The sequence below is a fragment of the Streptococcus sp. HMSC063B03 genome (genome assembly GCF_001836965.1).
Lineage (GTDB): Bacteria > Bacillota > Bacilli > Lactobacillales > Streptococcaceae > Streptococcus > Streptococcus pneumoniae_F.
Genome location: NZ_KV831064.1, coordinates 92,904 through 117,870 on the forward strand (window position 1 = coordinate 92,904; position 24,967 = coordinate 117,870).

A 24,967-nucleotide genomic window follows, 5' to 3' on the forward strand; every position below is an offset into this window, starting at 1 on the left:
CTGTGGACTTTTTCAGCCTGAGCCAAGAAATTCGAGAGCGAGGAAAGTCCTGTGGACTTTTTCAGCCTGAGCCAAGAAATTCGAGAGCGAGGAAAGTCCTGTTGACTTTTTCAGCCTGAGCCAAGAAATTCGAAAACTCTTAAGTTCGATTGGCTTTTTCAATGTGAACCTTGTCTTCACACTCCCAAAGAGGTATTAGTGTCGTGTCTCAATCTTATATCAATGTTATCGGTGCTGGTTTGGCAGGTTCTGAAGCTGCCTACCAAATCGCAGAGCGTGGTATTCCAGTTAAACTTTATGAAATGCGTGGTGTCAAGTCGACACCTCAGCACAAAACAGACAATTTTGCTGAGTTAGTTTGTTCCAATTCTCTTCGTGGAGATGCTTTGACAAATGCTGTCGGGCTTCTCAAGGAAGAAATGCGTCGTTTGGGTTCTGTCATTTTGGAATCTGCTGAGGCTACACGTGTTCCTGCAGGCGGAGCTCTTGCGGTGGACCGTGATGGCTTCTCCCAGATGGTGACTGAGAAAGTAGCTAACCACCCCTTGATTGAAGTGGTTCGTGATGAAATTACAGAATTGCCGACAGATGTTATTACAGTTGTGGCGACTGGTCCCTTGACTAGCGATGCTCTGGCTGAAAAGATTCATGCTCTTAATGACGGCGATGGTTTCTATTTCTATGACGCGGCAGCGCCTATTATCGATGTCAATACCATCGATATGAGCAAGGTCTATCTTAAATCTCGTTATGATAAGGGAGAAGCGGCCTACCTCAATGCCCCTATGACCAAGCAAGAATTTATGGATTTCCATGAAGCCTTGGTCAATGCAGAAGAAGCACCGCTCAATTCTTTTGAAAAAGAAAAGTACTTTGAAGGTTGTATGCCTATCGAAGTCATGGCCAAACGTGGCATTAAAACCATGCTTTATGGCCCTATGAAACCAGTCGGTCTTGAGTATCCGGACGACTACACAGGACCTCGTGATGGAGAATTCAAAACCCCCTATGCGGTAGTCCAGCTTCGTCAGGACAACACAGCAGGTAGTCTCTATAATATCGTCGGTTTCCAGACCCACCTCAAATGGGGAGAACAAAAGCGAGTCTTTCAAATGATTCCAGGTCTTGAAAATGCCGAGTTTGTCCGTTATGGGGTTATGCATCGCAATTCTTACATGGATTCACCAAACCTTCTTGAGCAGACTTACCGTTCTAAGAAACAACCAAATCTCTTCTTTGCTGGTCAGATGACGGGTGTGGAAGGCTATGTTGAGTCCGCAGCGTCAGGCTTAGTTGCTGGAATTAACGCAGCTCGTCTTTTTAAGGGAGAAAGTGAGGCTATTTTCCCAGAAACAACAGCGATTGGAAGCTTAGCTCATTACATCACCCATGCTGACAGCAAACACTTCCAACCAATGAATGTCAATTTCGGGATTATCAAGGAGTTGGAAGGCGAGCGTATTCGTGATAAGAAGGCTCGTTATGAAAAAATTGCTGAGCGTGCCCTCAGTGATTTAGAGGAATTTTTAACTGTCTAATTTTTTTCAAAGAATTGCTCATGGTACTATAAAAATCTTAGAAATTGTGATAAAATAGGTAGGATAAAAAAAGGAGAGTGAAAATGGCGAATCCCAAGTATAAACGTATTTTAATCAAGTTATCAGGTGAAGCCCTTGCCGGTGAACGTGGCGTAGGGATTGATATCCAAACAGTTCAAACAATCGCAAAAGAGATTCAAGAAGTTCATAGCTTAGGTATCGAAATTGCCCTTGTTATCGGTGGAGGAAATCTCTGGCGTGGAGAACCTGCAGCAGAAGCAGGTATGGACCGCGTTCAGGCAGATTACACAGGAATGCTTGGGACTGTTATGAATGCTCTTGTGATGGCAGATTCATTGCAACAAGTTGGGGTTGATACACGTGTGCAAACAGCTATTGCTATGCAACAAGTGGCAGAGCCTTATGTCCGTGGACGTGCCCTTCGTCACCTTGAAAAAGGCCGTATCGTTATCTTTGGTGCCGGAATTGGTTCACCTTACTTCTCAACAGATACAACAGCGGCCCTTCGTGCAGCTGAAATCGAAGCGGATGCTATCCTTATGGCTAAAAATGGCGTAGATGGTGTTTACAATGCCGATCCTAAGAAGGACAAGACAGCTGTTAAATTTGAAGAATTGACTCACCGTGATGTTATTAACAAAGGTCTTCGTATCATGGACTCAACAGCTTCAACCCTCTCAATGGATAACGACATTGACTTGGTTGTCTTCAACATGAACCAACCAGGCAACATCAAACGTGTCGTATTTGGTGAAAATATCGGAACAACAGTTTCAAATAATATCGAAGAAAAGGAATAAGAAAGATTATGGCTAACGCAATTATTGAAAAAGCTAAAGAGAGAATGACCCAGTCTCACCAATCACTTGCTCGTGAATTTGGTGGTATCCGTGCTGGTCGTGCCAATGCAAGCTTGCTTGATCGTGTACATGTAGAATACTACGGAGTAGAAACTCCTCTTAACCAAATCGCTTCAATTACGATTCCAGAAGCGCGTGTTTTGTTGGTGACACCATTTGACAAGTCTTCATTGAAAGACATCGAACGTGCCTTGAACGCTTCTGATCTTGGTATCACACCAGCTAACGACGGTTCTGTTATTCGTTTGGTTATCCCTGCTCTCACAGAAGAAACTCGTCGTGACCTTGCTAAAGAAGTGAAGAAGGTCGGCGAAAATGCTAAAGTGGCTGTCCGCAATATCCGTCGTGATGCTATGGATGAAGCTAAGAAACAAGAAAAAGCAAAAGAAATCACTGAAGACGAATTGAAGACTCTTGAAAAAGACATTCAAAAAGTAACAGACGATGCTGTTAAACACATCGATGACATGACTGCCAATAAAGAAAAAGAACTTTTGGAAGTCTAAAATAAACAGAAAAACTCAGTTGGCATTGCTGGCTGAGTTTTATTCGAAAGAAGGAAATATGAATACAAATCTTGCAAGTTTTATCGTTGGACTCATCATCGATGAAAATGACCGTTTTTACTTTGTGCAAAAGGATGGCCAAACCTATGCGCTTGCCAAGGAAGAAGGTCAGCATACAGTGGGTGATACGGTTAAAGGTTTCGCCTATACAGATATGAAGCAAAAACTCCGCTTGACGACTCTAGAAGTGACTGCTACTCAGGACCAATTTGGTTGGGGCCGTGTCACAGAAGTTCGTAAGGACTTGGGTGTTTTTGTGGATACAGGACTTCCTGACAAGGAAATTGTAGTGTCACTCGATATTCTCCCTGAGCTCAAGGAACTCTGGCCTAAGAAGGGCGACCAACTCTACATCCGTCTTGAAGTGGACAAGAAAGACCGTATCTGGGGACTCTTGGCTTATCAAGAAGACTTTCAACGTCTGGCTCGTCCTGCCTACAACAACATGCAGAACCAAAACTGGCCAGCCATTGTTTACCGCCTCAAGCTATCAGGAACTTTTGTTTACCTGCCAGAAAATAACATGCTTGGCTTTATCCATCCTAGCGAGCGCTATGCAGAACCACGTTTGGGGCAAGTCTTAGATGCGCGTGTCATTGGTTTCCGTGAAGTGGACCGTACCTTGAACCTTTCTCTCAAACCACGTTCCTTTGAGATGTTGGAAAATGATGCCCAGATGATTTTGACCTACTTAGAAAGCAATGGCGGTTTCATGACCTTAAATGATAAGTCATCTCCAGACGACATCAAGGCAACCTTTGGCATTTCTAAAGGTCAGTTCAAGAAAGCACTCGGTGGCTTGATGAAGGCTGGCAAAATCAAGCAGGACCAGTTTGGGACAGAGTTGATTTAGGGAGGCTTATGAGAAAATCATTTTACACTTGGCTCATGACCGAGCGCAATCCTAAAAGTAACAGTCCCAAAGCCATCTTAGCAGACCTCGCTTTTGAAGAGTCGGCCTTTCCAAAACATACAGATGACTTCGATGAGGTGAGTCGCTTTTTGGAGGAACATGCCAGTTTCTCTTTTAACCTAGGAGACTTTGACGCCATCTGGCAAGAATACTTAGAACACTAGCATGATTCACTGGGTTTGGGCTAGTAATTTCTCCACCCCTTTGCTATAATAAAAAGAAATAAAAGGATTAGAGAGGTTCTTTATTTGAAGGAACATTCAATAGACATTCAACTGAGTCATCCAGATGACTTGTTTCATCTTTTTGGTTCCAATGAACGCCATCTTCGTTTGATGGAAGAAGAGCTTGATGTGGTGATTCATGCCCGTACGGAGATTGTCCAGGTTTTGGGAGAAGAGACTGCCTGTGAGGAAGCTCGTCAGGTTATTCAAGCTCTCATGGTCTTGGTGAACCGTGGGATGACCGTTGGTACGCCAGATGTGGTGACTGCAATTAGCATGGTCAAAAACGATGAAATTGACAAGTTTGTCGCCCTTTACGAAGAAGAAATCATCAAAGATAATACAGGAAAACCTATCCGTGTCAAAACCTTGGGTCAAAAACTTTATGTGGATAGTGTTAAGCAACACGATGTGACCTTTGGGATTGGTCCTGCAGGGACAGGAAAGACTTTTCTCGCAGTGACCTTGGCAGTGACTGCCCTTAAACGTGGGCAAGTCAAACGAATTATCTTGACACGTCCAGCGGTTGAGGCGGGAGAGAGTCTTGGATTTCTTCCGGGTGATCTTAAGGAGAAGGTAGATCCTTACCTTAGACCTGTTTATGATGCCTTGTATCAGATTCTGGGGAAAGACCAAACAACTCGACTCATGGAGCGTGAAATTATCGAGATTGCGCCCCTTGCCTACATGCGTGGACGAACCTTGGATGATGCCTTTGTCATTCTCGATGAGGCGCAAAATACGACCATCATGCAGATGAAGATGTTTTTGACTCGTTTAGGCTTTAATTCTAAGATGATTGTCAATGGAGATATCAGCCAGATTGACCTGCCACGTAATGTCAAGTCTGGTTTGATTGATGCCCAAGAGAAACTCAAGAACATTCACCAGATTGACTTTGTTCATTTTTCAGCTAAGGATGTGGTTCGCCATCCAGTTGTCGCTCAGATTATCCGAGCTTATGAACCAGTACCAGTTAAAAATGAAGAGAATGAAGAATTAGATCCTCAACCTCTATCTGAAGGATAGTTCTTTTGTACTTAAAGTTATCTCAATACAATGTTTCATTCAATATCCTTATCTTAGTTAGAAACTTTTCAAGTGGGGGAAACGTATGGAATCAATTTTTGTAAAGCTTGCCCAGTATCCGTCTATAGAAACTGAGCGTTTATTGCTTAGACCTGTAACCTTGGATGATGCGGAAGAAATGTTTGCCTATGCCTCGGACAGAGAAAATACGCGTTACACTTTTCCAACCAATCAAAGCTTGGAAGAAACTAAGAATAATATTGGTCAGTTCTACTTGGCCAATCCCTTGGGACGCTGGGGAATAGAACTAAAAAGCAATGGCAAATTTATCGGAACCATTGATTTGCACAAGATTGATCCTGCTCTTAAGAAGGCGGCTATTGGCTACATTATCAATAAAAAGTATTGGAATCAAGGATTGACGACAGAAGCCAATCGTGCCGTAATTGAGCTAGCTTTTGAGAAGATAGGAATGAATAAGTTAGTTGCTTTACACGATAAGGCTAATCCTGCGTCTGGAAAGGTCATGGAGAAATCAGGAATGCATTTTTCCCACGAAGAAGCTTATGCTTGTATGGACCAGCATGAAGAAGGTCGAATCGTTACAAGAGTTCACTATGTCTTGACCAAGGAAGACTATTTTGCAAATAAATAAGCAGTTGAGAAGAAATTTTCAACTGTTTTTTCTTCCTCTTACGAATAATCTAAGAGAGGAGAAAATATGGAAGCAATTATCGAGAAAATTAAAGAGTATAAAATCATTGTCATCTGTACTGGTCTGGGCTTGCTTGTAGGAGGATTTTTCCTGCTAAAACCAGCTCCACAAACATCTGTCAAGGAAACGAATTTGCAGGCTGAAGTCGCAGATATTTCCAAGGATTCATCGACCGAAAAGGATGTGAAGAAGGAAGAAAAGGCAGAGCCCCTTGAACAAGATCTAATCACAGTAGATGTAAAAGGCGCTGTTAAAGCACCTGGAATTTATGATTTGCCAGTAGGTAGTCGAGTCAATGATGCAGTGCAGAAAGCAGGTGGATTGACAGAAGAAGCAGACAGCAAGTCGCTTAATCTAGCTCAGAAAGTTAGTGATGAGGCTTTGGTTTACGTTCCCACTAAGGGAGAAGAAGCAGCTAGTCAACAGACTACTTCGGGGACAGCTTCTTCAACAAGCAAGGAAAAGAAGGTCAATCTCAACAAAGCCAGTCTGGAAGAACTCAAGCAGGTCAAAGGCTTGGGAGGAAAACGAGCCCAGGATATTATCGACCATCGTGAGGCAAATGGCAAATTCAAGTCGGTTGATGAACTTAAGAAGGTCTCTGGCATTGGTGCTAAAACGATAGAAAAGCTAAAAGACTATGTTACAGTGGATTAAGAAACTCCCTATTCCCCTAATTTATCTGAGTTTTCTATTGCTCTGGCTTTACTACGCTATTTTCTCAGCATCTTATTTTGCTTTGTTGGGCTTTGTTTTTCTGCTAGTTTGTCTCTTTATTCAATTTCCTTGGAAATCAGCAGGCAGAGTTCTAGTGATTTGCGGAATCTTTGGATTTTGGTTTCTGTTTCAAACTTGGCAACAGAGTCAAGCAAGTCAAAATTTGGCGGATTCTGTTGAAAGGGTACGGATTTTACCAGATACCATCAAAGTTAATGGTGATAGTCTATCCTTTCGTGGCAAGTCTCATGGACGCATTTTTCAAGTCTATTATAAACTCCAGTCCGAGGAGGAGAAAGAAGCCTTTCAAGCTTTAACCGACCTTCATGAGATAGAACTAGAAGGAAAACTTTCGGAGCCAGAAGGGCAGAGAAATTTTGGTGGCTTTGACTACCAAGCTTATCTGAAGACTCAGGGGATTTACCAGACTCTCAATATCAAAAAAATCCAGTCATTTCAAAAGGTTGGTAGTTGGGATATGGGAGAAAACCTGTCCAGCTTACGTCGAAAGGCTGTGGTTTGGATTAAGACGCACTTTCCAGACCCTATGCGCAATTACATGACAGGTCTCTTGCTAGGATATCTGGATACCGACTTTGAGGAGATGAATGAGCTTTATTCTAGTCTAGGAATTATCCACCTCTTTGCCTTGTCGGGCATGCAGGTAGGTTTTTTCATGGATGGATTTAAGAAACTACTTTTACGATTGGGATTGACCCAAGAAAAGTTAAAATGGCTGACCTATCCCTTTTCCCTGATCTATGCAGGTCTGACAGGATTTTCAGCTTCGGTCATTCGAAGTCTCTTGCAAAAGTTACTGGCTCAACATGGTGTTAAGGGCTTGGATAATTTTGCCTTGACGGTGCTTGTACTCTTTATTATCATGCCCAACTTTTTCCTGACTGCAGGAGGAGTTTTGTCCTGTGCTTATGCTTTTATCTTGACCATGACCAGCAAAGAAGGGGAGGGGCTCAAGGCTGTTGCTAGAGAAAGTCTAGTCATCTCCTTGGGCATATTGCCCATTCTGTCCTTCTATTTTGCGGAATTTCAACCTTGGTCCATCCTTTTGACCTTTGTCTTTTCCTTTCTATTTGATTTGGTCTTCTTACCGCTCTTGTCTATCTTATTTGCCCTTTCCTTTCTCTATCCAGTCATTCAGCTGAATTTTATCTTTGAATGGTTGGAAAGCATTATTCGCTTGGTGTCGCAGGTGGCAAGTAGACCTCTAGTCTTTGGACAACCCAATGCATGGCTTTTAATTCTATTGTTAATTTCCTTGGCTTTGGTCTATGATTTGAGGAAAAACATTAAAAGGCTAATAGTGTTGAGCTTATTGATTACAGGTCTCTTTTGCTTGACCAAGCATCCACTGGAAAATGAAATTACTATGCTGGATGTTGGGCAAGGGGAAAGTATTTTCCTACGGGATGTAACTGGGAAGACCATTCTCATAGATGTAGGTGGCAAGGCAGAATCTGATAAGAAAATCGAAAAATGGCAAGAAAAGGCGACAACCAGCAATGCGCAGAGAACCTTGATACCCTATCTCAAAAGTCGAGGAGTAGCCAAGATTGACCAGCTAATTTTGACTAATACGGACAAGGAACATGTTGGAGATTTGCTGGAGGTGACCAAGGCTTTCCATGTAGGCGAAATTTTAGTGTCAAAAGGCAGTTTGAAACAGAAGCAATTTGTGGCAGAACTACAAGCGACCCAAACAAAAGTTAGAAGTATAACAGCAGGAGAGAACTTGCCAATTTTTGGGAGTCAGTTAGAAGCCCTATCTCCAAGTAAAATTGGAGATGGAGATCATGAAGATTCCCTGGTTTTGTATGGAAAACTCTTGGATAAAAACTTTCTTTTCACAGAAAATTTGGAGGAGAAGGGGGAGAAGGAATTGCTGAGGCAATATCCTGACCTAGAAGTGGATGTTTTGAAAGCTAGCCAACATGGCTCTAAAAAATCATCAAGTTCAGCCTTTTTAGAACAGCTCAAACCAGAGATGACTCTCATTTCAGTTGGAAAGAACAATCGAACGAAATTACCCCATCAGGAAACCTTGACACGACTGGAGGGTATCAATAGCAAAGTTTACCGAACTGACCAGCAAGGAGCTATACGCTTTAAGGGGTGGAATAGTTGGAAGATTGAAAGCGTTCGATAGAAAGGATAAATACTATATATTAGTAAAATAAACTAAAAATCTGTTGCATAATAATGATAAAAACGATATAATGAAAGCGTATTCAATATTAATGATATAAAATCATTAAAAATTAGCAAAAACCGTTTAATTAGTTAGTTTATGATCTATTGGTCTTTTTTAGTCCAGTGTATCTGCTGTGACAGTCACTAAAAGTTATAGGTATGATTGGGATACCTACTATCGGTCTAGTATGAATTGCCACAGACATAGCTATATTAATGTTCCATCATGGTCTCGTTATTATAGCTATTCTGAGTATAAAGTTGGTTCTGGCTGGAATTATGATCGTTATGAGGTAATAAACTACTACAGCGGAGGTTATTAATATTTAAAGAGTGATAAAAAGGAGGGCTAGATATGTTGCATCTTACTCATGTGACCTTAAAAACGCGACAAGTCATCTTACAAGATGTTGATTTTACATTTGAAAAGGGTAGGATTTATGGTATTCTTGCTATAAATGGCTCTGGAAAGACGACACTGTTCCGCGCCATTAGCAATTTAATTCCTATAAGTAGTGGAAATATTGTAGCCCCTCCTTCTTTATTTTATTATGAAAGCATTGAATGGCTGGATGAAAATTTAAGTGGGATGGACTATCTTCGCCTCATAAAAAACATCTGGAAGTCAGACCTAAACTTGAGGGATGAAATTGATTACTGGGAAATGTCTGACTATATCAGTCTTCCCATTCGCAAGTATTCCTTAGGCATGAAGCAACGCTTGGTGATTGCCATGTATTTCCTCAGTCAGGCGAAATGCTGGCTCATGGATGAGATTACAAATGGCTTAGATGAGTATTATCGACAGAAGTTTTTTGATAGGCTAGCAAAAATCGATAGACAAGAACAGCTGGTTCTTTTAAGTTCCCACTATAAGGAAGAGTTGCTTGATGTCTGCGATAGAGTAGTAACCATTCATCAGGGGCAGATAGAAGAGGTTTAGTTTATGAAAGATATTAGTCTATTTTTATTAAAAAAAGTTTTCAAAAGTCGCTTAAACTGGATTATCTTAGCTTTATTTGTATCTGGACTCGGTGTTACCTTTTATTTTAATAGTCAGACTGCAAACTCCGTCAGCTTGGAGAGCGAGTTGGAAACCCATCTTGTAAAAAATGAGAGAGTCATCAATGAATATGAAGAGAAACTCTCCCAAATATCTGACACCAGCTCGGAGGAATACCAGTTTGCTAAAGAAAATTTAGACTCGCAAAAAAATCATTTGACTCAAAAGACAGAAATTCTGACTTTATTAAAAGAAGGGCGCTGGAAAGAAGCCTACTATTTGCAGTGGCAAGATGTAGAGAAGAGTTATGAAATTTTATCAAAGGAACCGACTGCTAGTTCTGACTTAAAAATGGCGGTTGACCGCGAACGAAAGACTTACCAAGCCCTATATCCCTTGAACATAAAAGCGCACAATTTAGTTTATCCGACCTACGGGATTGATCAGATTGTCTGGATTTTAGAGGCTATCATCCCAAGCTTGTTTGTGGTTGCTATTATTTTTATGCTAACGCAACTATTTGCAGAAAGATATCAAAATCATCTGGATACAGCTCAGTTATATCCTTTTTCAAAAGTGACATTTGCAATGTCTTCTCTTGGAGTTGGAGTGGGTTATATAACTGTGCTGTTTATCGGAATCAGCGGATTTTCTTTTCTAGTGGGAAGTCTGATAAGTGGTTTTGGACAGTTAGATTATCCCTATCCAATCTATAGCTTAACCAATCAAGAGGTAACTATTGGGAAAATACAGGATGTGTTATTTCCTAGCTTGCTCTTAGTTTTCTTAGCTTTTATCGTTATTGTGGAAGTCGTCTACTTGATTGCATACTATTTCAAGCAAAAAATGCCTGTCCTCTTTATTTCCTTAATTGGGATAGTTGGCTTATTGTTTGGTATCCAAACCATTCAGCCTCTTCAGAGGATTGCACATCTGATTCCCTTTACTTACTTGCGTTCAGTGGAGATTTTGTCTGGAAGATTACCTAAGCAAATTGATAATGTCAATCTGAATTGGAGCATGGGGATGATTTTACTTCCTTGCCTGATCATCCTTTTGTTAGTGGGGATTCTATTTATCGAAAGATGGGGAAGTTCACGTAAAAAGGAATTTTTTAATAGATCTTAGCTTTCCTATAGGGAAAATAAGTAAAAACTAACATAGAGAGGGAATCAACTTGATTCTCTCTTTTTGATTCGAAAACCAAGCCAAAATACAAACACAAACTTTTAAAAAAAATAACTTTTTACCTTGACAAGAGCTAGAAAACTTGGTATCATATAAAAGTTGAGAAAAGCAGAAGTGAGAGCTTCTCGCCTTGTGACATTAAGTTGCCTGGCCCTACGGATGAAAAGTTTCTAAGAAACGCTATCATAACGTGCGGGCTTGTATATTTACGAGTCCGCTATTGTTTTTCTCTAATAAAACAAAAGAGGTGAAAACCATAGCAAAGCAAGACTTATTCATCAATGATGAGATTCGTGTACGTGAAGTTCGCTTGATCGGTCTTGAGGGAGAACAGTTAGGCATCAAGCCACTCAGTGAAGCACAAGCTTTGGCTGATAACGCTAATGTTGACCTAGTATTGATTCAACCACAAGCCAAACCACCTGTTGCAAAAATTATGGACTACGGTAAGTTCAAATTTGAGTACCAGAAGAAGCAAAAAGAACAACGTAAAAAACAAAGTGTTGTTACTGTGAAAGAAGTTCGTCTAAGTCCAACTATTGACAAGGGTGACTTTGATACAAAACTTCGCAATGCACGCAAATTCCTTGAAAAAGGAAATAAAGTTAAGGTATCTATTCGCTTTAAGGGTCGTATGATTACCCATAAAGAGATTGGTGCAAAAGTTTTAGCCGAGTTTGCTGAAGCAACTCAAGATATTGCCATCATCGAACAACGTGCTAAAATGGATGGACGTCAAATGTTCATGCAATTGGCGCCAGCGACTGACAAAAAATAATTGTCAGAAAGTTAAATAAAGGAGAAAAAATCATGCCAAAACAAAAAACACACCGCGCATCAGCTAAACGTTTCAAACGTACAGGTTCTGGTGGACTTAAACGTTTCCGTGCTTACACTTCTCACCGTTTCCACGGAAAAACTAAGAAACAACGTCGTCATCTTCGTAAAGCATCTATGGTGCATTCAGGAGATTACAAACGTATCAAAGCAATGCTTACTCGCTTGAAATAATAGCTTGACTGTAAGTAAACAATTCTAGGAAATATTTGGAGGAAATAAAACATGGCACGTGTTAAAGGTGGCGTTGTATCACGCAAACGTCGTAAACGTATTCTTAAATTAGCAAAAGGTTACTATGGAGCTAAACACATCTTGTTCCGTACTGCAAAAGAACAAGTAATGAACTCTTACTACTATGCATACCGTGACCGTCGTCAGAAAAAACGTGACTTCCGCAAATTGTGGATCACTCGTATCAACGCGGCAGCTCGTATGAACGGACTTTCATACTCACAATTGATGCATGGTTTGAAATTGGCTGAGATCGAAGTTAACCGTAAAATGCTTGCTGACTTGGCTGTTAACGATGCAGCAGCTTTCACAGCTCTTGCAGATGCAGCTAAAGCAAAACTTGGTAAATAATAACTGATAAGACTGGAACAGGATTGTCCCAGTCTTTTTAAAAATAAAGGAGAAAAATATGCCTTCAAAAATGCTACACACTTGCTTGCGAGTAGAAAATCTTGAAAAATCAATTGCATTTTATCAAGATGCTTTTGGATTTAAAGAATTGCGCCGCAGAGATTTTCCAGACCATGCCTTCACGATTGTCTATCTAGGTCTTGAGGGTGATGACTATGAGTTGGAGTTGACTTATAACTACGATCACGGTCCGTATGTGGTTGGTGATGGATTTGCCCATATCGCCCTCAGTACACCTGATCTTGAAGCTCTTCATCAAGAGCACAGTGCAAAAGGCTATGAAGTGACTGAGCCAAATGGTCTACCAGGAACTGCACCTAACTATTACTTTGTCAAAGACCCTGATGGCTACAAGGTTGAAGTCATTCGTGAAAAATAATCTCGTGAAGTCAAGTAGAATGTTCGTTTTCTACTTGACTTTTTTTAGCTGAAAGAGTATACTAGTAAAAATTTAACCTTTAAGGGGAGTCCAGAGAGACTCACAAGGTGTCAGATAAAAGAATAGTGCAATTTTCTAGAGGAGACTTTTTGAGTGTGCTCTCTTCTGTTGTACGATTTTAACTGAGGCCTTGCAATCGCAAGGTCTTTTCTTTGTCTGGTCCCCTTAAAATTTAAGGAGGAAAAGTCATGAATCCCACATGTAAGAAACGTTTGGGTGCAATTCGTTTGGAAACCATGAAGGTGGTTGCACAGGAGGAAATCGCGCCAGCAATCTTTGAATTAGTCCTAGAAGGGAAAATGGTTGAAGCTATGCGAGCAGGCCAATTTCTTCATCTTCGTGTGCCTGATGATGCCCATCTCTTGCGCCGTCCTATTTCAATTTCGTCTATTGATAAGGCTAATAAGCAGTGTCATCTCATTTATCGGATTGAAGGGGCTGGGACAGCTATTTTCTCAACCTTAAGTCAGGGAGATACTCTTGATGTGATGGGTCCTCAGGGAAATGGTTTTGACTTGTCTGACCTAGATGAGCAGAGCCAGGTTCTCCTCGTTGGTGGTGGAATTGGTGTTCCGCCCTTGCTTGAGGTGGCCAAGGAATTGCATACGCGTGGTGTGAAAGTAGTGACAGTTCTCGGTTTTGCTAATAAGGATGCTGTTATTTTAGAGACGGAATTAGCCCAATATAGTCAAGTCTTTGTAACGACAGATGATGGTTCTTATGGTATCAAGGGAAATGTTTCCGTTGTTATCGAGGATTTAGACAATCAATTTGATGCTGTTTACTCATGTGGGGCGCCTGGAATGATGAAGTATATCAATCAAACCTTCTATAACCATCCAAGAGCCTATCTATCTTTGGAATCTCGTATGGCTTGTGGGATGGGGGCTTGCTATGCCTGCGTCCTAAAAGTGCCAGAAAGCGAGACGGTCAGCCAACGCGTCTGTGAAGATGGCCCTGTTTTCCGCACAGGAACAGTTGTATTATAAGGAGAAAATTATGACTACAAATCGTTTACAAGTTTCTCTACCAGGCTTGGATTTGAAAAATCCGATTATTCCAGCATCAGGCTGTTTTGGCTTTGGACAAGAGTATGCCAAGTACTATGATTTAGACCTTTTAGGTTCTATTATGATTAAGGCGACAACCCTTGAAGCCCGTTTTGGCAATCCAACTCCAAGGGTGGCAGAAACACCTGCTGGCATGCTCAATGCAATTGGCTTGCAAAATCCTGGTTTGGAAATTGTTTTGGCTGAAAAGTTACCTTGGCTGGAAAGAGAATATCCAAATCTTCCTATTATTGCCAATGTGGCTGGTTTTTCAAAACAAGAGTATGCGGCCGTTTCTAGTGGTATTTCCAAGGCAGCTAATGTAAAGGCTATCGAGCTCAATATTTCTTGTCCCAACGTAGATCACTGTAATCATGGACTCTTGATTGGTCAAGATCCAGATTTAGCTTATGATGTGGTGAAAGCAGCTGTAGAAGCGTCTGATGTGCCAGTTTATGTCAAACTAACTCCTAGTGTGACCGATATCGTTACTGTCGCAAAAGCTGCAGAAGATGCGGGAGCAAGTGGCTTGACTATGATTAATACTCTGGTTGGAATGCGCTTTGACCTAAAAACCAGAAAACCAATCTTGGCTAATGGAACAGGTGGGATGTCTGGTCCAGCAGTTTTTCCAGTAGCCCTCAAACTCATCCGTCAAGTAGCCCAAACAACAGACCTGCCTATCATTGGAATGGGGGGAGTGGATTCGGCAGAAGCTGCCTTAGAAATGTATCTGGCTGGAGCCTCTGCCATCGGAGTTGGAACAGCCAACTTTACCAATCCATATGCCTGCCCTGATATCATCGAAAATTTACCAAAAGTCATGGACAAATACGGCATCAGCAGTCTAGAAAATCTACGCAAGGAAGTAAAAGCCAGCCTTAGATAAGCTAGGGTATCATTATCGTCAATAAGACACATAATTTTCATCATTTTGTAATATTTTCATATTTTAACTATGTTAAAATAAAGTTAATTACGAATGATGTAGATGAATATCTACTTAGGGGAGCAAAATGAAGAGAATACTACTTGTAAGTACAGCAGTTCTTGCATTGGCAATTGTGCCCACAACATCAGTCTTTGCTGAAGATAGTAAAACAACAGACCAAAGTCAAACGACGAATAAGAGTCAATCTGTGGACAAAAATCAGTCTAAAGATAAAAATCAGACTCCAGTATCAGAAGAGAAAAAAGTTGTTGAACATACAAAGAATGAAACTGAAAAAACAGAAAAAAAGAAAGAGTCAGTTGTTGTAGAAGAAAATAATTCTAAGCAAGAGGCTATTCCAAATAAAGAAAAAGTTGCAGAAGTTCCTAAGACTGGTTGGCAGAAAGGGCATGGGAAATGGCTTTTTTATGAGAATAATCAACCAATCAAAAACTGGAAAAAGATTGCGGGTGTCTGGTATTTCTTTGATCAAAATGGAATCATGGCCAGCAATACTATTGTTAATGACTATGCTTTTCATACTAGTGGAGCAATGGTAGAAAATTCCTGGTTAAAAATTGTTGATAAATGGTATTATGCTACAGATTCAGGAAAGATTGTTCGTAATAGATGGGAAAAAATTAGGAATGTTTGGTATTACTTCAAGCAAGATGGAGTTATGGCTAGCAATGCTATAGTGAACGATTATCTTCTTAATAGTAGTGGAGCAATGGCTCAAAATGCTTGGGTAAAGATTACTGATAAATGGTATTATGCTACAGATTCAGGAAAGATCCTTCGTAATAAATGGGAAAAGATTAAGGGCACATGGTACTATTTTAATAATGATGGTGTGATGGCCAGTAATCAGTGGAAAAATGTTTACTATCTAAAAAATAGTGGAGCAATGGCTGAAAAAGAATGGATTTTTGATAAATCTTATAATAGCTGGTTTTACCTGAAATCAGGTGGTGCTTATGCTTCACGTGAATGGATTGGTGCTTATTACCTAAAATCTGGTGGTTATATGGCCAAGAATGAATGGATTTTTGATTCTAACTACAATGCATGGTACTACCTAAAAGAAGATGGAAGTTATGTTACTGGTGGTTTTAACATTAAAAATAAAGAGTATTTCTTCCAGAGTGATGGAAAGTGGATTCAAAGCCCTAAATATTTTAAGGTTAAACCAATCACAGCCTATATTTATAGCGAATCAGGAGATATTTTGAGCTATGTCAATCAGGGAAGTATTGTGACCTATGATAGCTCTAAAACCAAGGGTAATCGTCTAGCTGTTTCAATTTCAGGATTATCCGGTTATATGAATAAAAGCGATTTGACTTTAGTTGAGGAAGGAAGTGAGTTTATTCCTCACTATACTACTGACGGAAGATTCCTATACCATGAACTTTCTCCATACACGAGTATTCGGGTAGCTCCACATACTTCAGCTATGAAAATTGGTAAGAAGTATTATTCAAAGGATGGAGAACATTTCGATGGGTTTACTATCAAAAATCGTTTCCTTTTTAAGAATTTAACTGAACCAACTAACTATAGTGCGGATGAATTAAATAGAGTTTATTCGATGATGAATATCCAAAACAGCCGTCTTGCTGGTAAAGGAGCAATTTTTAAAGAAGCTGAAAAACGTTACGGTGTCAATGCTCTCTATTTAATGGCTCACAGTGCGCTAGAAAGTGCTTGGGGACGTAGCCAAATTGCTAATGATAAAAATAACTTCTTCGGAATAGCTGCTTACGATACCAGTCCCTATGATTCAGCTAAGAAATTTGATGATGTAGATAAAGGAATTCTTGGTGCGGCCAAGTGGATTCGTGAGAACTATATTGACCGTGGAAGAGATCACCTTGGAAATAAAGCGACGGGAATGAATGTACGCTATGCATCAGATCCGTACTGGGGTGAAAAAATAGCTAGTATCATGATGAATATCAATAGTCGACTTGGTGGAAAAGATTAAAAGATAAGCAACGATAACTGCTGAAAAAGTGGTTGTCGTTTTTTTATTTTTCCGTAGATTTAAGAAGATAAAATGGAGTTAAGTATAGTCAAAAAGCCGTTGCAAAGCGTTTTTTGACAATAATAACATATAATTCAATTGATTACTTTGATATATTATAGTAAAATGTAATAAAAATGCTAAAGGAAATTAAAAAGATGTTAAAGATGAAGAAGTTTGTTTATGTTAGTCTATCCATTTTGTCAGCCTTTACTTTGGCGGCTTGTTCTGGTCATAAGGAAGAAGCAAAAGTTTCAGAAGCAAAAGTGGAACAAACACAAGCTAAGTTTGATGAGAAGTTGTTCAAAGAAGCTGGTCTCTTTCCCTTTAAAAATGAAAAACAGCTTGAGCTTGGAGAACTGGATTCTAAAAATCGTGCGACGGGTGCTCATATTCAGCTAAAGGATAGCGATGAGCCAACTGAAAAAAGAGCTTCAAAATTAACCTATGATCCAGTTGGGTGGCACAACTATAAATTTTTCTACGGAGATGGCCGGGAAGAAGCTTGGTTGATGAGTAGAGGTCATTTAATTGGTTACCAATTTAGTGGTTTGAATGATGAAAAGAGAAATTTAGTTCCTATGACTAACTGGCTTAATGCTGGAAACTATTCTGGAACTGACGAATATAACCAGAGTAGTATGCTATACTATGAAAATCGATTAGATTCATGGCTCGCTAATCATCCTAACTACTATCTTGATTATAAGGTGACACCAATTTATCAGAAAGATGAGCTGATTCCCAGACAGATTGAGTTGCAATATGTAGGCATTGATGAAAATGGTAAACTCTTGGAAATTAAATTGGAAAGTAGTAAAGAAAAGGTTGATAAGTACTCTGTAACACATGTCATTTTAGGTAATGTTTCGGCTAATGCAGAAATTAACTATTTGGATGGTACTGCTAAAAATCTAGTTGAAGACGCAAAGGTAAAAGAAGAAAAAGAAAAAGCCAAGAAGGAAGCTGAGGAAAAGGCTAAGAAAGAGGCGGAGGAAAAAGCAGAAGCTGAGAAGAAGGCGAAAGAAGAGGAAGAAAAGGCTCGTCAAGCAGAACAAGAAAAGGAAGAAAGTCAGGAATCAAATACGCCAGCAGCAAATTCAGGAGGTTATTTTAGAGACTCAAGAGGCAGATGGCACAGACCAAATGGTAAATTTGCCTCTAAGAAAGAAATTATAGCAGCTGGATTGCAGTGGTAGGAAAAATTTAGTAGATATACAGTCAAAAAACCGTTGCAAAGCGGTTTTTTGTTGCGTGTTTTGGGGTAATATAGTAGAATTATGGAGATATTAAATATTTTTTGGAGATTAATATGAAGAAAAAAATAATTATATTGTCAATGTGTCTGATATTAGGAATTTCTGGTCTTGGATACTATTTCTTATCTTATGTCCCCTACAGATCTGCTGTAACTAAGTTTGAAGATATAGTCAAAGATTTACAAGAAAAAAATAAAGAGGTTGAAAACCAAATAGCTGAGGCTGAGAAGGTAATTGATAGTGGCGAAGAGCCATTAGATTCAAAAAAATTAGAAGAATTAAAAAAAGCGATTGAAGATAGTCAGAATTTACTTCGTAAAGTACCAGAAATGGAGAAATCAACTGCTAAGATTGAGGAGCAAATAGAAGAATTAAGCAAGCCAGTGGACTATAGTGAGACAATAAAGAATTTATCTGACAAACAGACTCTTTATCAAAATAGTATTCTTCATCTAAAACAAATTACAAATCCATCTAATACTTTTGTTGAAGAAAGACTCAAAGAAATTTCTTCAATTACAGGAGTACAGTCTGTTACTGAAAATAACGATCCAAATAATAAATTGAATAAACAAGGTGGGTACACAGCGTCTGTATATTTTGTTGACAATCAAGTTACACATTCAGTAGAGGGATCTGATATTGTTCAGAAAGGAAATGATGCTGGTGGAAATGTAGAGGTGTATAGGACAAAAGAAGAAGCTGAGAAACGCAACACATATATTAGCGCATTTGATGGTACTGCTTTAAATCCTGGTTCACACTATGTTTATGGAACAGTTTTAATTCGTACATCACACTATTTAACAGGAACACAGCAGAAAGAGCTAACTGAAAAAATTTATAATAAACTGATTGAACTTAAATAATTTAAAAATTGGATAGCTATTAGTTTATTTAACTAATATACAGTCAAAAAGCCGTTTTAAAGCGGTTTTTTTGTTATAATGAAGGGAAGAATGTTAGAAATTTAAGGAGAAAAATTTGATGAGATACATAACTCTTGGTCAAGATGACAAAGAATTATCAGAAATTGTTCTCGGAATGATGAGAATAGAAGATAAGTCTGTAAAAGAAGTTGAAGAGCTTGTAGAAACAGCACTTTCTGTTGGAATCAATGCTTTCGACTTGGCTGATATATATGGTCGTGGTCGTTGTGAAGAACTGTTAGGTCTTGTCCTAAAAAATCGTCCAGATTTAAGAGAAAAGATGTGGATACAGTCCAAATGTGGCATTCGCATTGAAAAATTTACCTATTTTGATTTTTCAAAAGAGTATATATTACAATCAGTTGATGGGATTTTAGAAAGACTGCAGGTTGATCATCTAGATAGTTTGCTTCTTCATCGACCAGATGCTTTGATGGAATCTGACCAAGTAGCAGAAGCCTTTGATCTCCTTTATAAACAAGGTAAGGTTCGAGATTTTGGAGTTTCTAATCAAAATCCTATGATGATGGAGTTGCTTAAAAAAGATGTCAAGCAGCTGTTAGCTGTTAATCAGCTACAATTGAGTGCGGCTTTTACTCCAGGATTCGAATCAGGTTTTCATGTTAATATGGAAGATAGTCAAGCAGCTATGCGAGATGGCAGTATTTTTGAATATTGCAAATTACACGATGTGGTCATTCAAGCATGGTCTGTCTTACAATTCGGGTATTTTAAAGGGAATTTTGTTGGAAATGAGAAATTTCAAGTTTTAAATCAAGTACTTGATCGTTTAGCTATTAAATATGGAGTAACCACTTCAACTATTGCCGTTTCTTGGATATTGCGTTATCCAGCAAAAATGCAGGCAGTTGTAGGTACCACAAATCCTAAGCACTTGAGAGAAGTTAGCCAAGCGGGAAACTTTAGCTTAACAAGAAAAGAATGGTATGAAATTTATCTTGCAGCAGGGAATAATTTGCCGTAAGTAGAAGCAGATGTAAATAAATCACAGTCAAAAAGCCGTTTTAAAGCGGTTTTTTTGTTATAATGAAGGGAAGAATTATTGATATTAAAGGAGAATAACATGACATTTGAAGAAATGCTGCCTGGCTTAAAGGCTAAGAAAAAATATGTACGAACTGGTTGGGGAGGTGCGGAAAACTATGTCCAACTTTTTGATACTATTGAACAAAACGGGGTTGCACTTGAAGTGACACCTTATTTCCTAATCAACGTGTCTGGAGAAGGGGAAGGTTTTTCCATGTGGAGTCCGACACCTTGTGATGTTTTGGCGACGGATTGGGTAGAAGTGAATGACTAAACGTGTACTCATTACAGGAGTGAGTTCAGGGATTGGTCTGGCTCAGGCTCGACTCTTTTTAGAGAATGACTATCAAGTTTATGGAGTTGACCAAGGTGAAAATCCACTCTTAGAGGGTGATTTTCACTTTTTACAGAGAGATTTGACCTTGGACTTGGAGCCTATTTTTGACTGGTGTCCTCAGGTGGATGTTTTGTGCAATACTGCTGGAGTTTTGGATGATTATAAACCACTTTTGGAACAGACAGCGCAGGAAATTCAAGAGATTTTTGAAATTAACTATATGACTCCTGTTGAGTTGACTCGCTATTACTTGACACAAATGCTGGAGAATAAAAAAGGGACCATTATCAATATGTGCTCCATCGCTTCGAGTCTAGCAGGTGGCGGCGGACATGCCTATACTTCTTCGAAGCACGCCTTGGCAGGCTTTACTAAGCAGTTGGCTCTAGACTATGCTGAAGCTGGGATTCAGGTCTTTGGTATCGCTCCAGGAGCAGTCAAGACAGCTATGACCGCTGCAGATTTTGAGCCAGGTGGATTGGCTGACTGGGTTGCTAGTGAAACACCAATCAAACGCTGGATTGAACCAGAAGAAGTGGCAGAAGTCAGTCTCTTTTTGGCCAGTGGAAAGGCATCTGCCATGCAGGGTCAAATTCTGACAATAGATGGCGGCTGGTCTTTGAAGTAGGAGGAGATTTATTGAAAAAGATAGATTTTATAACTAGATTAAAGTCCCTTACCTCTTATCTAGCTAAAAACAAGTTTTATTTTTCATTTATAATATTATTTGCAATATGTGGAATGTGTGTTTTTTTTAATATTACCATAGGAATCATTTTATTTCTTGTGATTTTTATTATAAATATATTTCTTTGTAAAAAATATTATAGTTGGACTGCTACCATAATAGAAATATTATATGAGATTAATTTTTCTTTATTATTGATAATAAATTTTTTCCCAATAAAGAGTTGTTTGAGTAGCTATAACATTATATATTTAGCAGGGATATTATTTTACACGATTTTACAGTCATATTTTTTAGCTGGTAGAAAAAAAGAAATTTTAAATAGTAATCAATTATTTCTGGAATTATTCAGAAGGACATGGATAGATTATAAAAAAAACCAATATTCTAAAAAGAATAAAAATTATTTATTTGTCGTAATATATATTATAAGTCTTATATTCTATGCCATAATAGTGGGAGATTATATGCTAAATTCAGAGGATATCAGATCAGATTTTCAAAATATTTATATTCTGATACTCTCTTTATATATAGTAACTCTAATATCGTTAGCTGCAAATAGGTATTTTGATAGAAGAGATGAAACAAATATATTTACTATAATAATTCCTGAAATCCCTATTATTTATCTTATAGCGAATACTGGGATATCACAAAACTCAATGATTTCATGGGTTGCTATTACCACACTTTCAAGTTTTGGACTTTTTATTTTTGATAGGAGAGAAATCAAAACTATTACCGAATTTTTAAACTATGATAAGTTTAGTTGGAAAGAATACAAAAAATTAAAAAACTATACAATATTTTTATTGTTTTTACCATTGATTTACATATTTTTGTCTTTTATAGAAAAAGTTGAACAACATAAAATTTTTAATTCACCAGCTTCGCCATTAAGAAATCAATATTCAATTCAATTCATATTAAGGTTTGTGTCTTTTATTCTTATATTTGTTTTTGCAGAATATATAGCTCAGAAATTACTTACTTTCGTCCTATCTAAAAAATTTAAAAGTTTGAAATATATTAGGAGCAGCGGCTATTATTATGGAATTAGTAAAGGAAAAATTGCCAGTCATCCTACTATTATAGTTATAGGGAATAATATTTACTTTGTCAAAGGAAAGCAGGCTAAATTATTTTCTAAACAAGATGTATTGGATAGTTATAAAATTTCTTTGAATAACTATCTAAAAAGCTTAGTAAAGTATAACTCGTCAAAATATTTTGATGTTAAAAAGGGGAAAAATAATAATTTAAAAGATTTGATGATGGGTATTTTCATATATTTAATGTTGATAGTTGTTTTAGTTTCAGGTTTCTTACATCTTAATTCGATTGTTGAAAAGTCATATGTTGAAGGATACTATTATAAGATTAAAGAATCTACATTTTCTTTTGAAAATGATCAAATAATGATAAAAAATGATAGATTGTATGTTAATCAAGAGCATAGTATACCGTATGATTTTAATATATATAAAGATTCGTACAAAGATAAAATAACTTATTACAGTGATAAAAAAATATTAAATTTTAATGATACCTCCTATTTATATGTTGATCGTTGTAGTAATTTATATGGGGCTTTAAAAGTATCAGGAATTTCGAATGATAAAATTTTTATAAATCAAGATTTAATTGATCCAATTTTTTATGGTAGTTTAAAAGATGTGTTTTTTGTTAAATTTAAACTTAATGATTTTAATAATAGTTTTATATACACCCATATTCAAATTACTTCAAATATGGATGATATAATAAAGAATTTTGAAGATGAAGGAGTATGTTATAGTAAAAAAACTTTTGGGAGCTTAACTAGATTTACTATTTATAATGATTCTAGTATGAAGAAAATAAAGTATTTGATTATCGTGGAAAATGATTTTATAGCTTCGATAAATTTTATACAGAGCGTCAATTATCATGATCTAGAAAAGATTTTATTGCAGTTAAATGTAGATATTTCTAAGTAGAACAATTATTATTGTTTCATCACGAATTAAATGGGATTAGGATATGGAAATCAAAAAACACTTTGGAGTCTACGCTGTTTGCTTTGAAAATGGGAAGTTACTCTGCATTGAAAAAACGACAGGACCTTATCAATATCGGTATGATTTACCTGGTGGCAGTCAGCAACTTGGTGAAGGACTGACGGAAACGCTGATTAGAGAAGTTATGGAAGAGACGGGATTTACCGTTAGAAGCTACTCCAATCCTCGAATCTACGATGTTTTTGTCAGGGAAGAGTTAATAAATTTTATGCTTCACCATATCATGGCATTGTATGATATTGAGATAAACGAGAAGGCATCTCAAGTGAATATTTCTGAAACTATCTCTGATGGTGTTAATGATTCACTGGGATATGTTTGGATGGATATTCAAAAAATCACAGAAGAAAATGCATCGCAAGAAGTCTTGAAAGTCAAAGCAGAATTATTAGGATTTCCAGAACTGGACAAAACCTCTTACATGAATTGGAAGGTGAATGATGAGAAACCAACTAGCTCTTAGTGGTGAAAAAATTATTGAAAAAGTTTATCCTCAGCTATTTCACCACATTGGCATGATTCGTGGGGAATACTTATTGAGGGAGCTTAACCAAAACATCCTGTTACCAAGTTGTCAGCAATTTGTAAAAGATTATCTAGATACTATTTGCTCCTTGTACTCAGATGAAGAGGTATGGTACCGTTTTTCTGAATTAACGAATACAGAAGCCAATTGTTTAGAGGGGACTAAAGAGTATTTTTACGAAAATCATCCCTTGTTTGGCTATAGAGGAACCAGGCGTTTACTGGCGTATTTGGATGAATTTCAGGCTGAGGCAAATGTCGTTACAGAAGTTTATCAAACCAATCCCAATCTGTCTCTTATTTTTCCTTTTGTCAATGATGCTGACCAATTAAACCAAGCTATTAGAGTATTGCGTGAGCATGGTTTTACTGGGAAAATCGGCACAATGGTTGAATTACCGTCAGCTTATTTTGATTTAGACAGGATACTGGAAACGGGCATTTCAAAGATTGTAGTTGGAATGAATGATTTGACTTCTTTTATTTTTGCCACTGTGAGAAACAGTCAATGGCATGATATGGAAAATCCCATTATGCTAGATATGCTAAGAGATATGCAGGATAAAGTAAGGATAAAAAAGATTGATTTTGCTGTAGCAGGCTATCTGAATGCTTCTTTCATACAAAAAATGAATCAGATGGGTATCGAACGCATTCTCCATTACAGCTCTATTCCGGAGATTTTTGATTTAGAAATTGACCATCCAGACCATCTTAAACACATAAAAGAAGAAAGTAAAAAATTACAAAGGAGCACCCATGACACCGCAAGAAATGTGGAATGCATACAAGAAAATCAATCCTTCGATCGGAGATGAAATCGATGCCTGGGCTTTTGGAGTGGAACCAGATCTTTTAGCGGATTTGGTGTTTAAAGGCGAAAAGACTGCAACAGCATCAGCCTACGATCTTTACGCACTAGAAAGCGAATCTCTTCCGCAAGAAGGGACATTTGATGTTATTTTAGACAGTGAAAATCAGGCTGTCTGTATTGTTGAAATTACAAAGGTTTCTGTCCAGCCCTTCAATCAAGTTTCTGCTCAACATGCCTATAAGGAAGGTGAGGGAGACAAATCACTTACCTATTGGCGTCAGGTTCATGAGGATTGTTTCGCTGAGTGGCTGAAAGAAGCAGGACTGACTTTTACACCTGAAAGCAAGGTTGTTTTAGAAGAATTTCGTAAGGTCTACCCACTGTAGACTGTTTGAC

28 protein-coding genes and 1 other annotated feature are annotated in these 24,967 nt (G+C 38.2%); all 28 genes read left to right on the forward strand.

Translation table 11 applies throughout. From position 1 onward, the window contains the following. The first annotated feature begins 203 nt into the window (after positions 1-203). The 28 genes from trmFO (at position 204) to HMPREF2628_RS09185 (ending at position 24,957) form a co-directional block, all read left to right on the forward strand. Positions 204-1,538, forward strand: coding sequence for a methylenetetrahydrofolate--tRNA-(uracil(54)-C(5))-methyltransferase (FADH(2)-oxidizing) TrmFO (trmFO, locus tag HMPREF2628_RS09050; protein ID WP_070842956.1), 1,335 nt, complete (start codon positions 204-206; stop codon positions 1,536-1,538). Positions 1,539-1,621: 83 nt separating this feature from the next. Next, positions 1,622-2,359: a UMP kinase gene (pyrH, locus tag HMPREF2628_RS09055; protein WP_000002996.1), complete on the forward strand. Its 738-nt coding sequence runs from the start codon at positions 1,622-1,624 to the stop codon at positions 2,357-2,359. An 8-nt stretch (positions 2,360-2,367) separates the two neighbouring features. Next, positions 2,368-2,925, forward strand: a complete 558-nt coding sequence (gene frr, locus HMPREF2628_RS09060) for a ribosome recycling factor (RefSeq protein ID WP_001262225.1) — start codon at positions 2,368-2,370, stop codon at positions 2,923-2,925. A 58-nt stretch (positions 2,926-2,983) separates the two neighbouring features. Next, positions 2,984-3,838 carry an RNA-binding virulence regulatory protein CvfB gene (gene cvfB / locus HMPREF2628_RS09065; protein ID WP_001095445.1) on the forward strand — a complete coding sequence of 285 codons (855 nt, stop codon included), beginning with the start codon at positions 2,984-2,986 and terminating at the stop codon, positions 3,836-3,838. An 8-nt stretch (positions 3,839-3,846) separates the two neighbouring features. Further along, the gene (locus HMPREF2628_RS09070; RefSeq protein WP_001232084.1) at positions 3,847-4,062 is read left to right on the forward strand and encodes a YozE family protein; all 216 of its coding nucleotides are present in this window, start codon (positions 3,847-3,849) and stop codon (positions 4,060-4,062) included. Between the two features lie 84 nt (positions 4,063-4,146). Then, positions 4,147-5,151 (forward strand): PhoH family protein, encoded by a 1,005-nt coding sequence (locus tag HMPREF2628_RS09075; RefSeq protein ID WP_070842957.1) that lies wholly within the window; start codon positions 4,147-4,149, stop codon positions 5,149-5,151. Between the two features lie 85 nt (positions 5,152-5,236). Further along, positions 5,237-5,806 carry a GNAT family N-acetyltransferase gene (locus tag HMPREF2628_RS09080; protein WP_070842958.1) on the forward strand — a complete coding sequence of 190 codons (570 nt, stop codon included), beginning with the start codon at positions 5,237-5,239 and terminating at the stop codon, positions 5,804-5,806. Positions 5,807-5,872: 66 nt separating this feature from the next. After that, positions 5,873-6,523: a helix-hairpin-helix domain-containing protein gene (locus HMPREF2628_RS09085; protein ID WP_070842959.1), complete on the forward strand. Its 651-nt coding sequence runs from the start codon at positions 5,873-5,875 to the stop codon at positions 6,521-6,523. Further along, positions 6,507-8,747, forward strand: a complete 2,241-nt coding sequence (locus HMPREF2628_RS09090; protein ID WP_070842960.1) for a DNA internalization-related competence protein ComEC/Rec2 — start codon at positions 6,507-6,509, stop codon at positions 8,745-8,747. Before HMPREF2628_RS09085 ends, HMPREF2628_RS09090 begins: the two co-directional genes overlap by 17 nt. 178 nt (positions 8,748-8,925) lie before the next feature. Beyond that, the gene (locus HMPREF2628_RS11295; protein ID WP_070842961.1) at positions 8,926-9,114 is read left to right on the forward strand and encodes a hypothetical protein; all 189 of its coding nucleotides are present in this window, start codon (positions 8,926-8,928) and stop codon (positions 9,112-9,114) included. 32 nt (positions 9,115-9,146) lie between these two features. Beyond that, complete coding sequence (locus HMPREF2628_RS09100; protein ID WP_070842962.1) at positions 9,147-9,734, forward strand: ATP-binding cassette domain-containing protein; 588 nt, start codon at positions 9,147-9,149, stop codon at positions 9,732-9,734. A gap of 3 nt (positions 9,735-9,737) precedes the next feature. Further along, the gene (locus HMPREF2628_RS09105) at positions 9,738-10,922 is read left to right on the forward strand and encodes a hypothetical protein (protein WP_070842963.1); all 1,185 of its coding nucleotides are present in this window, start codon (positions 9,738-9,740) and stop codon (positions 10,920-10,922) included. Between the two features lie 160 nt (positions 10,923-11,082). Continuing rightward, positions 11,083-11,214: a sequence feature (ribosomal protein L20 leader region), on the forward strand. Between the two features lie 15 nt (positions 11,215-11,229). Next, positions 11,230-11,760, forward strand: a complete 531-nt coding sequence (infC, locus tag HMPREF2628_RS09110) for a translation initiation factor IF-3 (protein ID WP_000848180.1) — start codon at positions 11,230-11,232, stop codon at positions 11,758-11,760. A 32-nt stretch (positions 11,761-11,792) separates the two neighbouring features. After that, on the forward strand, positions 11,793-11,993 hold the full coding sequence (gene rpmI / locus HMPREF2628_RS09115) for a 50S ribosomal protein L35 (RefSeq protein ID WP_001125943.1): 201 nt from the start codon (positions 11,793-11,795) through the stop codon (positions 11,991-11,993). A gap of 51 nt (positions 11,994-12,044) precedes the next feature. Continuing rightward, a complete protein-coding gene (gene rplT, locus HMPREF2628_RS09120; RefSeq protein WP_000124834.1) occupies positions 12,045-12,404 on the forward strand; it encodes a 50S ribosomal protein L20 in 360 nt (119 codons plus the stop codon). A gap of 58 nt (positions 12,405-12,462) precedes the next feature. After that, positions 12,463-12,843, forward strand: coding sequence for a lactoylglutathione lyase (locus HMPREF2628_RS09125; protein WP_070842964.1), 381 nt, complete (start codon positions 12,463-12,465; stop codon positions 12,841-12,843). A 248-nt stretch (positions 12,844-13,091) separates the two neighbouring features. Then, a complete protein-coding gene (locus tag HMPREF2628_RS09130; protein ID WP_070842965.1) occupies positions 13,092-13,892 on the forward strand; it encodes a dihydroorotate dehydrogenase electron transfer subunit in 801 nt (266 codons plus the stop codon). Further along, complete coding sequence (locus HMPREF2628_RS09135) at positions 13,855-14,841, forward strand: dihydroorotate dehydrogenase (RefSeq protein ID WP_180364292.1); 987 nt, start codon at positions 13,855-13,857, stop codon at positions 14,839-14,841. Before HMPREF2628_RS09130 ends, HMPREF2628_RS09135 begins: the two co-directional genes overlap by 38 nt. A 127-nt stretch (positions 14,842-14,968) precedes the next feature. After that, positions 14,969-16,870: a glucosaminidase domain-containing protein gene (locus HMPREF2628_RS09140; protein ID WP_070842967.1), complete on the forward strand. Its 1,902-nt coding sequence runs from the start codon at positions 14,969-14,971 to the stop codon at positions 16,868-16,870. Between the two features lie 206 nt (positions 16,871-17,076). Further along, positions 17,077-18,108: a DNA/RNA non-specific endonuclease gene (locus HMPREF2628_RS09145; RefSeq protein WP_070843092.1), complete on the forward strand. Its 1,032-nt coding sequence runs from the start codon at positions 17,077-17,079 to the stop codon at positions 18,106-18,108. A gap of 113 nt (positions 18,109-18,221) precedes the next feature. After that, on the forward strand, positions 18,222-19,037 hold the full coding sequence (locus HMPREF2628_RS09150) for an EbhA (protein ID WP_070842968.1): 816 nt from the start codon (positions 18,222-18,224) through the stop codon (positions 19,035-19,037). 118 nt (positions 19,038-19,155) lie between these two features. Beyond that, positions 19,156-20,082 carry an aldo/keto reductase gene (locus tag HMPREF2628_RS09155; RefSeq protein ID WP_070842969.1) on the forward strand — a complete coding sequence of 309 codons (927 nt, stop codon included), beginning with the start codon at positions 19,156-19,158 and terminating at the stop codon, positions 20,080-20,082. 99 nt (positions 20,083-20,181) lie between these two features. Then, complete coding sequence (locus tag HMPREF2628_RS09160; protein WP_033629908.1) at positions 20,182-20,418, forward strand: DUF2829 domain-containing protein; 237 nt, start codon at positions 20,182-20,184, stop codon at positions 20,416-20,418. Continuing rightward, positions 20,411-21,109 carry a 3-oxoacyl-ACP reductase gene (locus HMPREF2628_RS09165; RefSeq protein WP_070842970.1) on the forward strand — a complete coding sequence of 233 codons (699 nt, stop codon included), beginning with the start codon at positions 20,411-20,413 and terminating at the stop codon, positions 21,107-21,109. The genes HMPREF2628_RS09160 and HMPREF2628_RS09165 overlap by 8 nt, the downstream gene beginning before the upstream one ends. Before the next feature lie 11 nt (positions 21,110-21,120). After that, positions 21,121-23,151, forward strand: a complete 2,031-nt coding sequence (locus HMPREF2628_RS09170) for a hypothetical protein (protein WP_070842971.1) — start codon at positions 21,121-21,123, stop codon at positions 23,149-23,151. A gap of 43 nt (positions 23,152-23,194) precedes the next feature. Continuing rightward, positions 23,195-23,695, forward strand: a complete 501-nt coding sequence (locus HMPREF2628_RS09175; RefSeq protein WP_070842972.1) for an NUDIX hydrolase — start codon at positions 23,195-23,197, stop codon at positions 23,693-23,695. After that, on the forward strand, positions 23,673-24,575 hold the full coding sequence (locus HMPREF2628_RS09180) for a putative PEP-binding protein (RefSeq protein ID WP_070842973.1): 903 nt from the start codon (positions 23,673-23,675) through the stop codon (positions 24,573-24,575). The genes HMPREF2628_RS09175 and HMPREF2628_RS09180 overlap by 23 nt, the downstream gene beginning before the upstream one ends. Continuing rightward, entirely contained in the window at positions 24,517-24,957 is a 441-nt protein-coding gene (locus tag HMPREF2628_RS09185; RefSeq protein WP_070842974.1) for an ASCH domain-containing protein, read from the forward strand. The genes HMPREF2628_RS09180 and HMPREF2628_RS09185 overlap by 59 nt, the downstream gene beginning before the upstream one ends. Positions 24,958-24,967 lie beyond the last annotated feature (10 nt).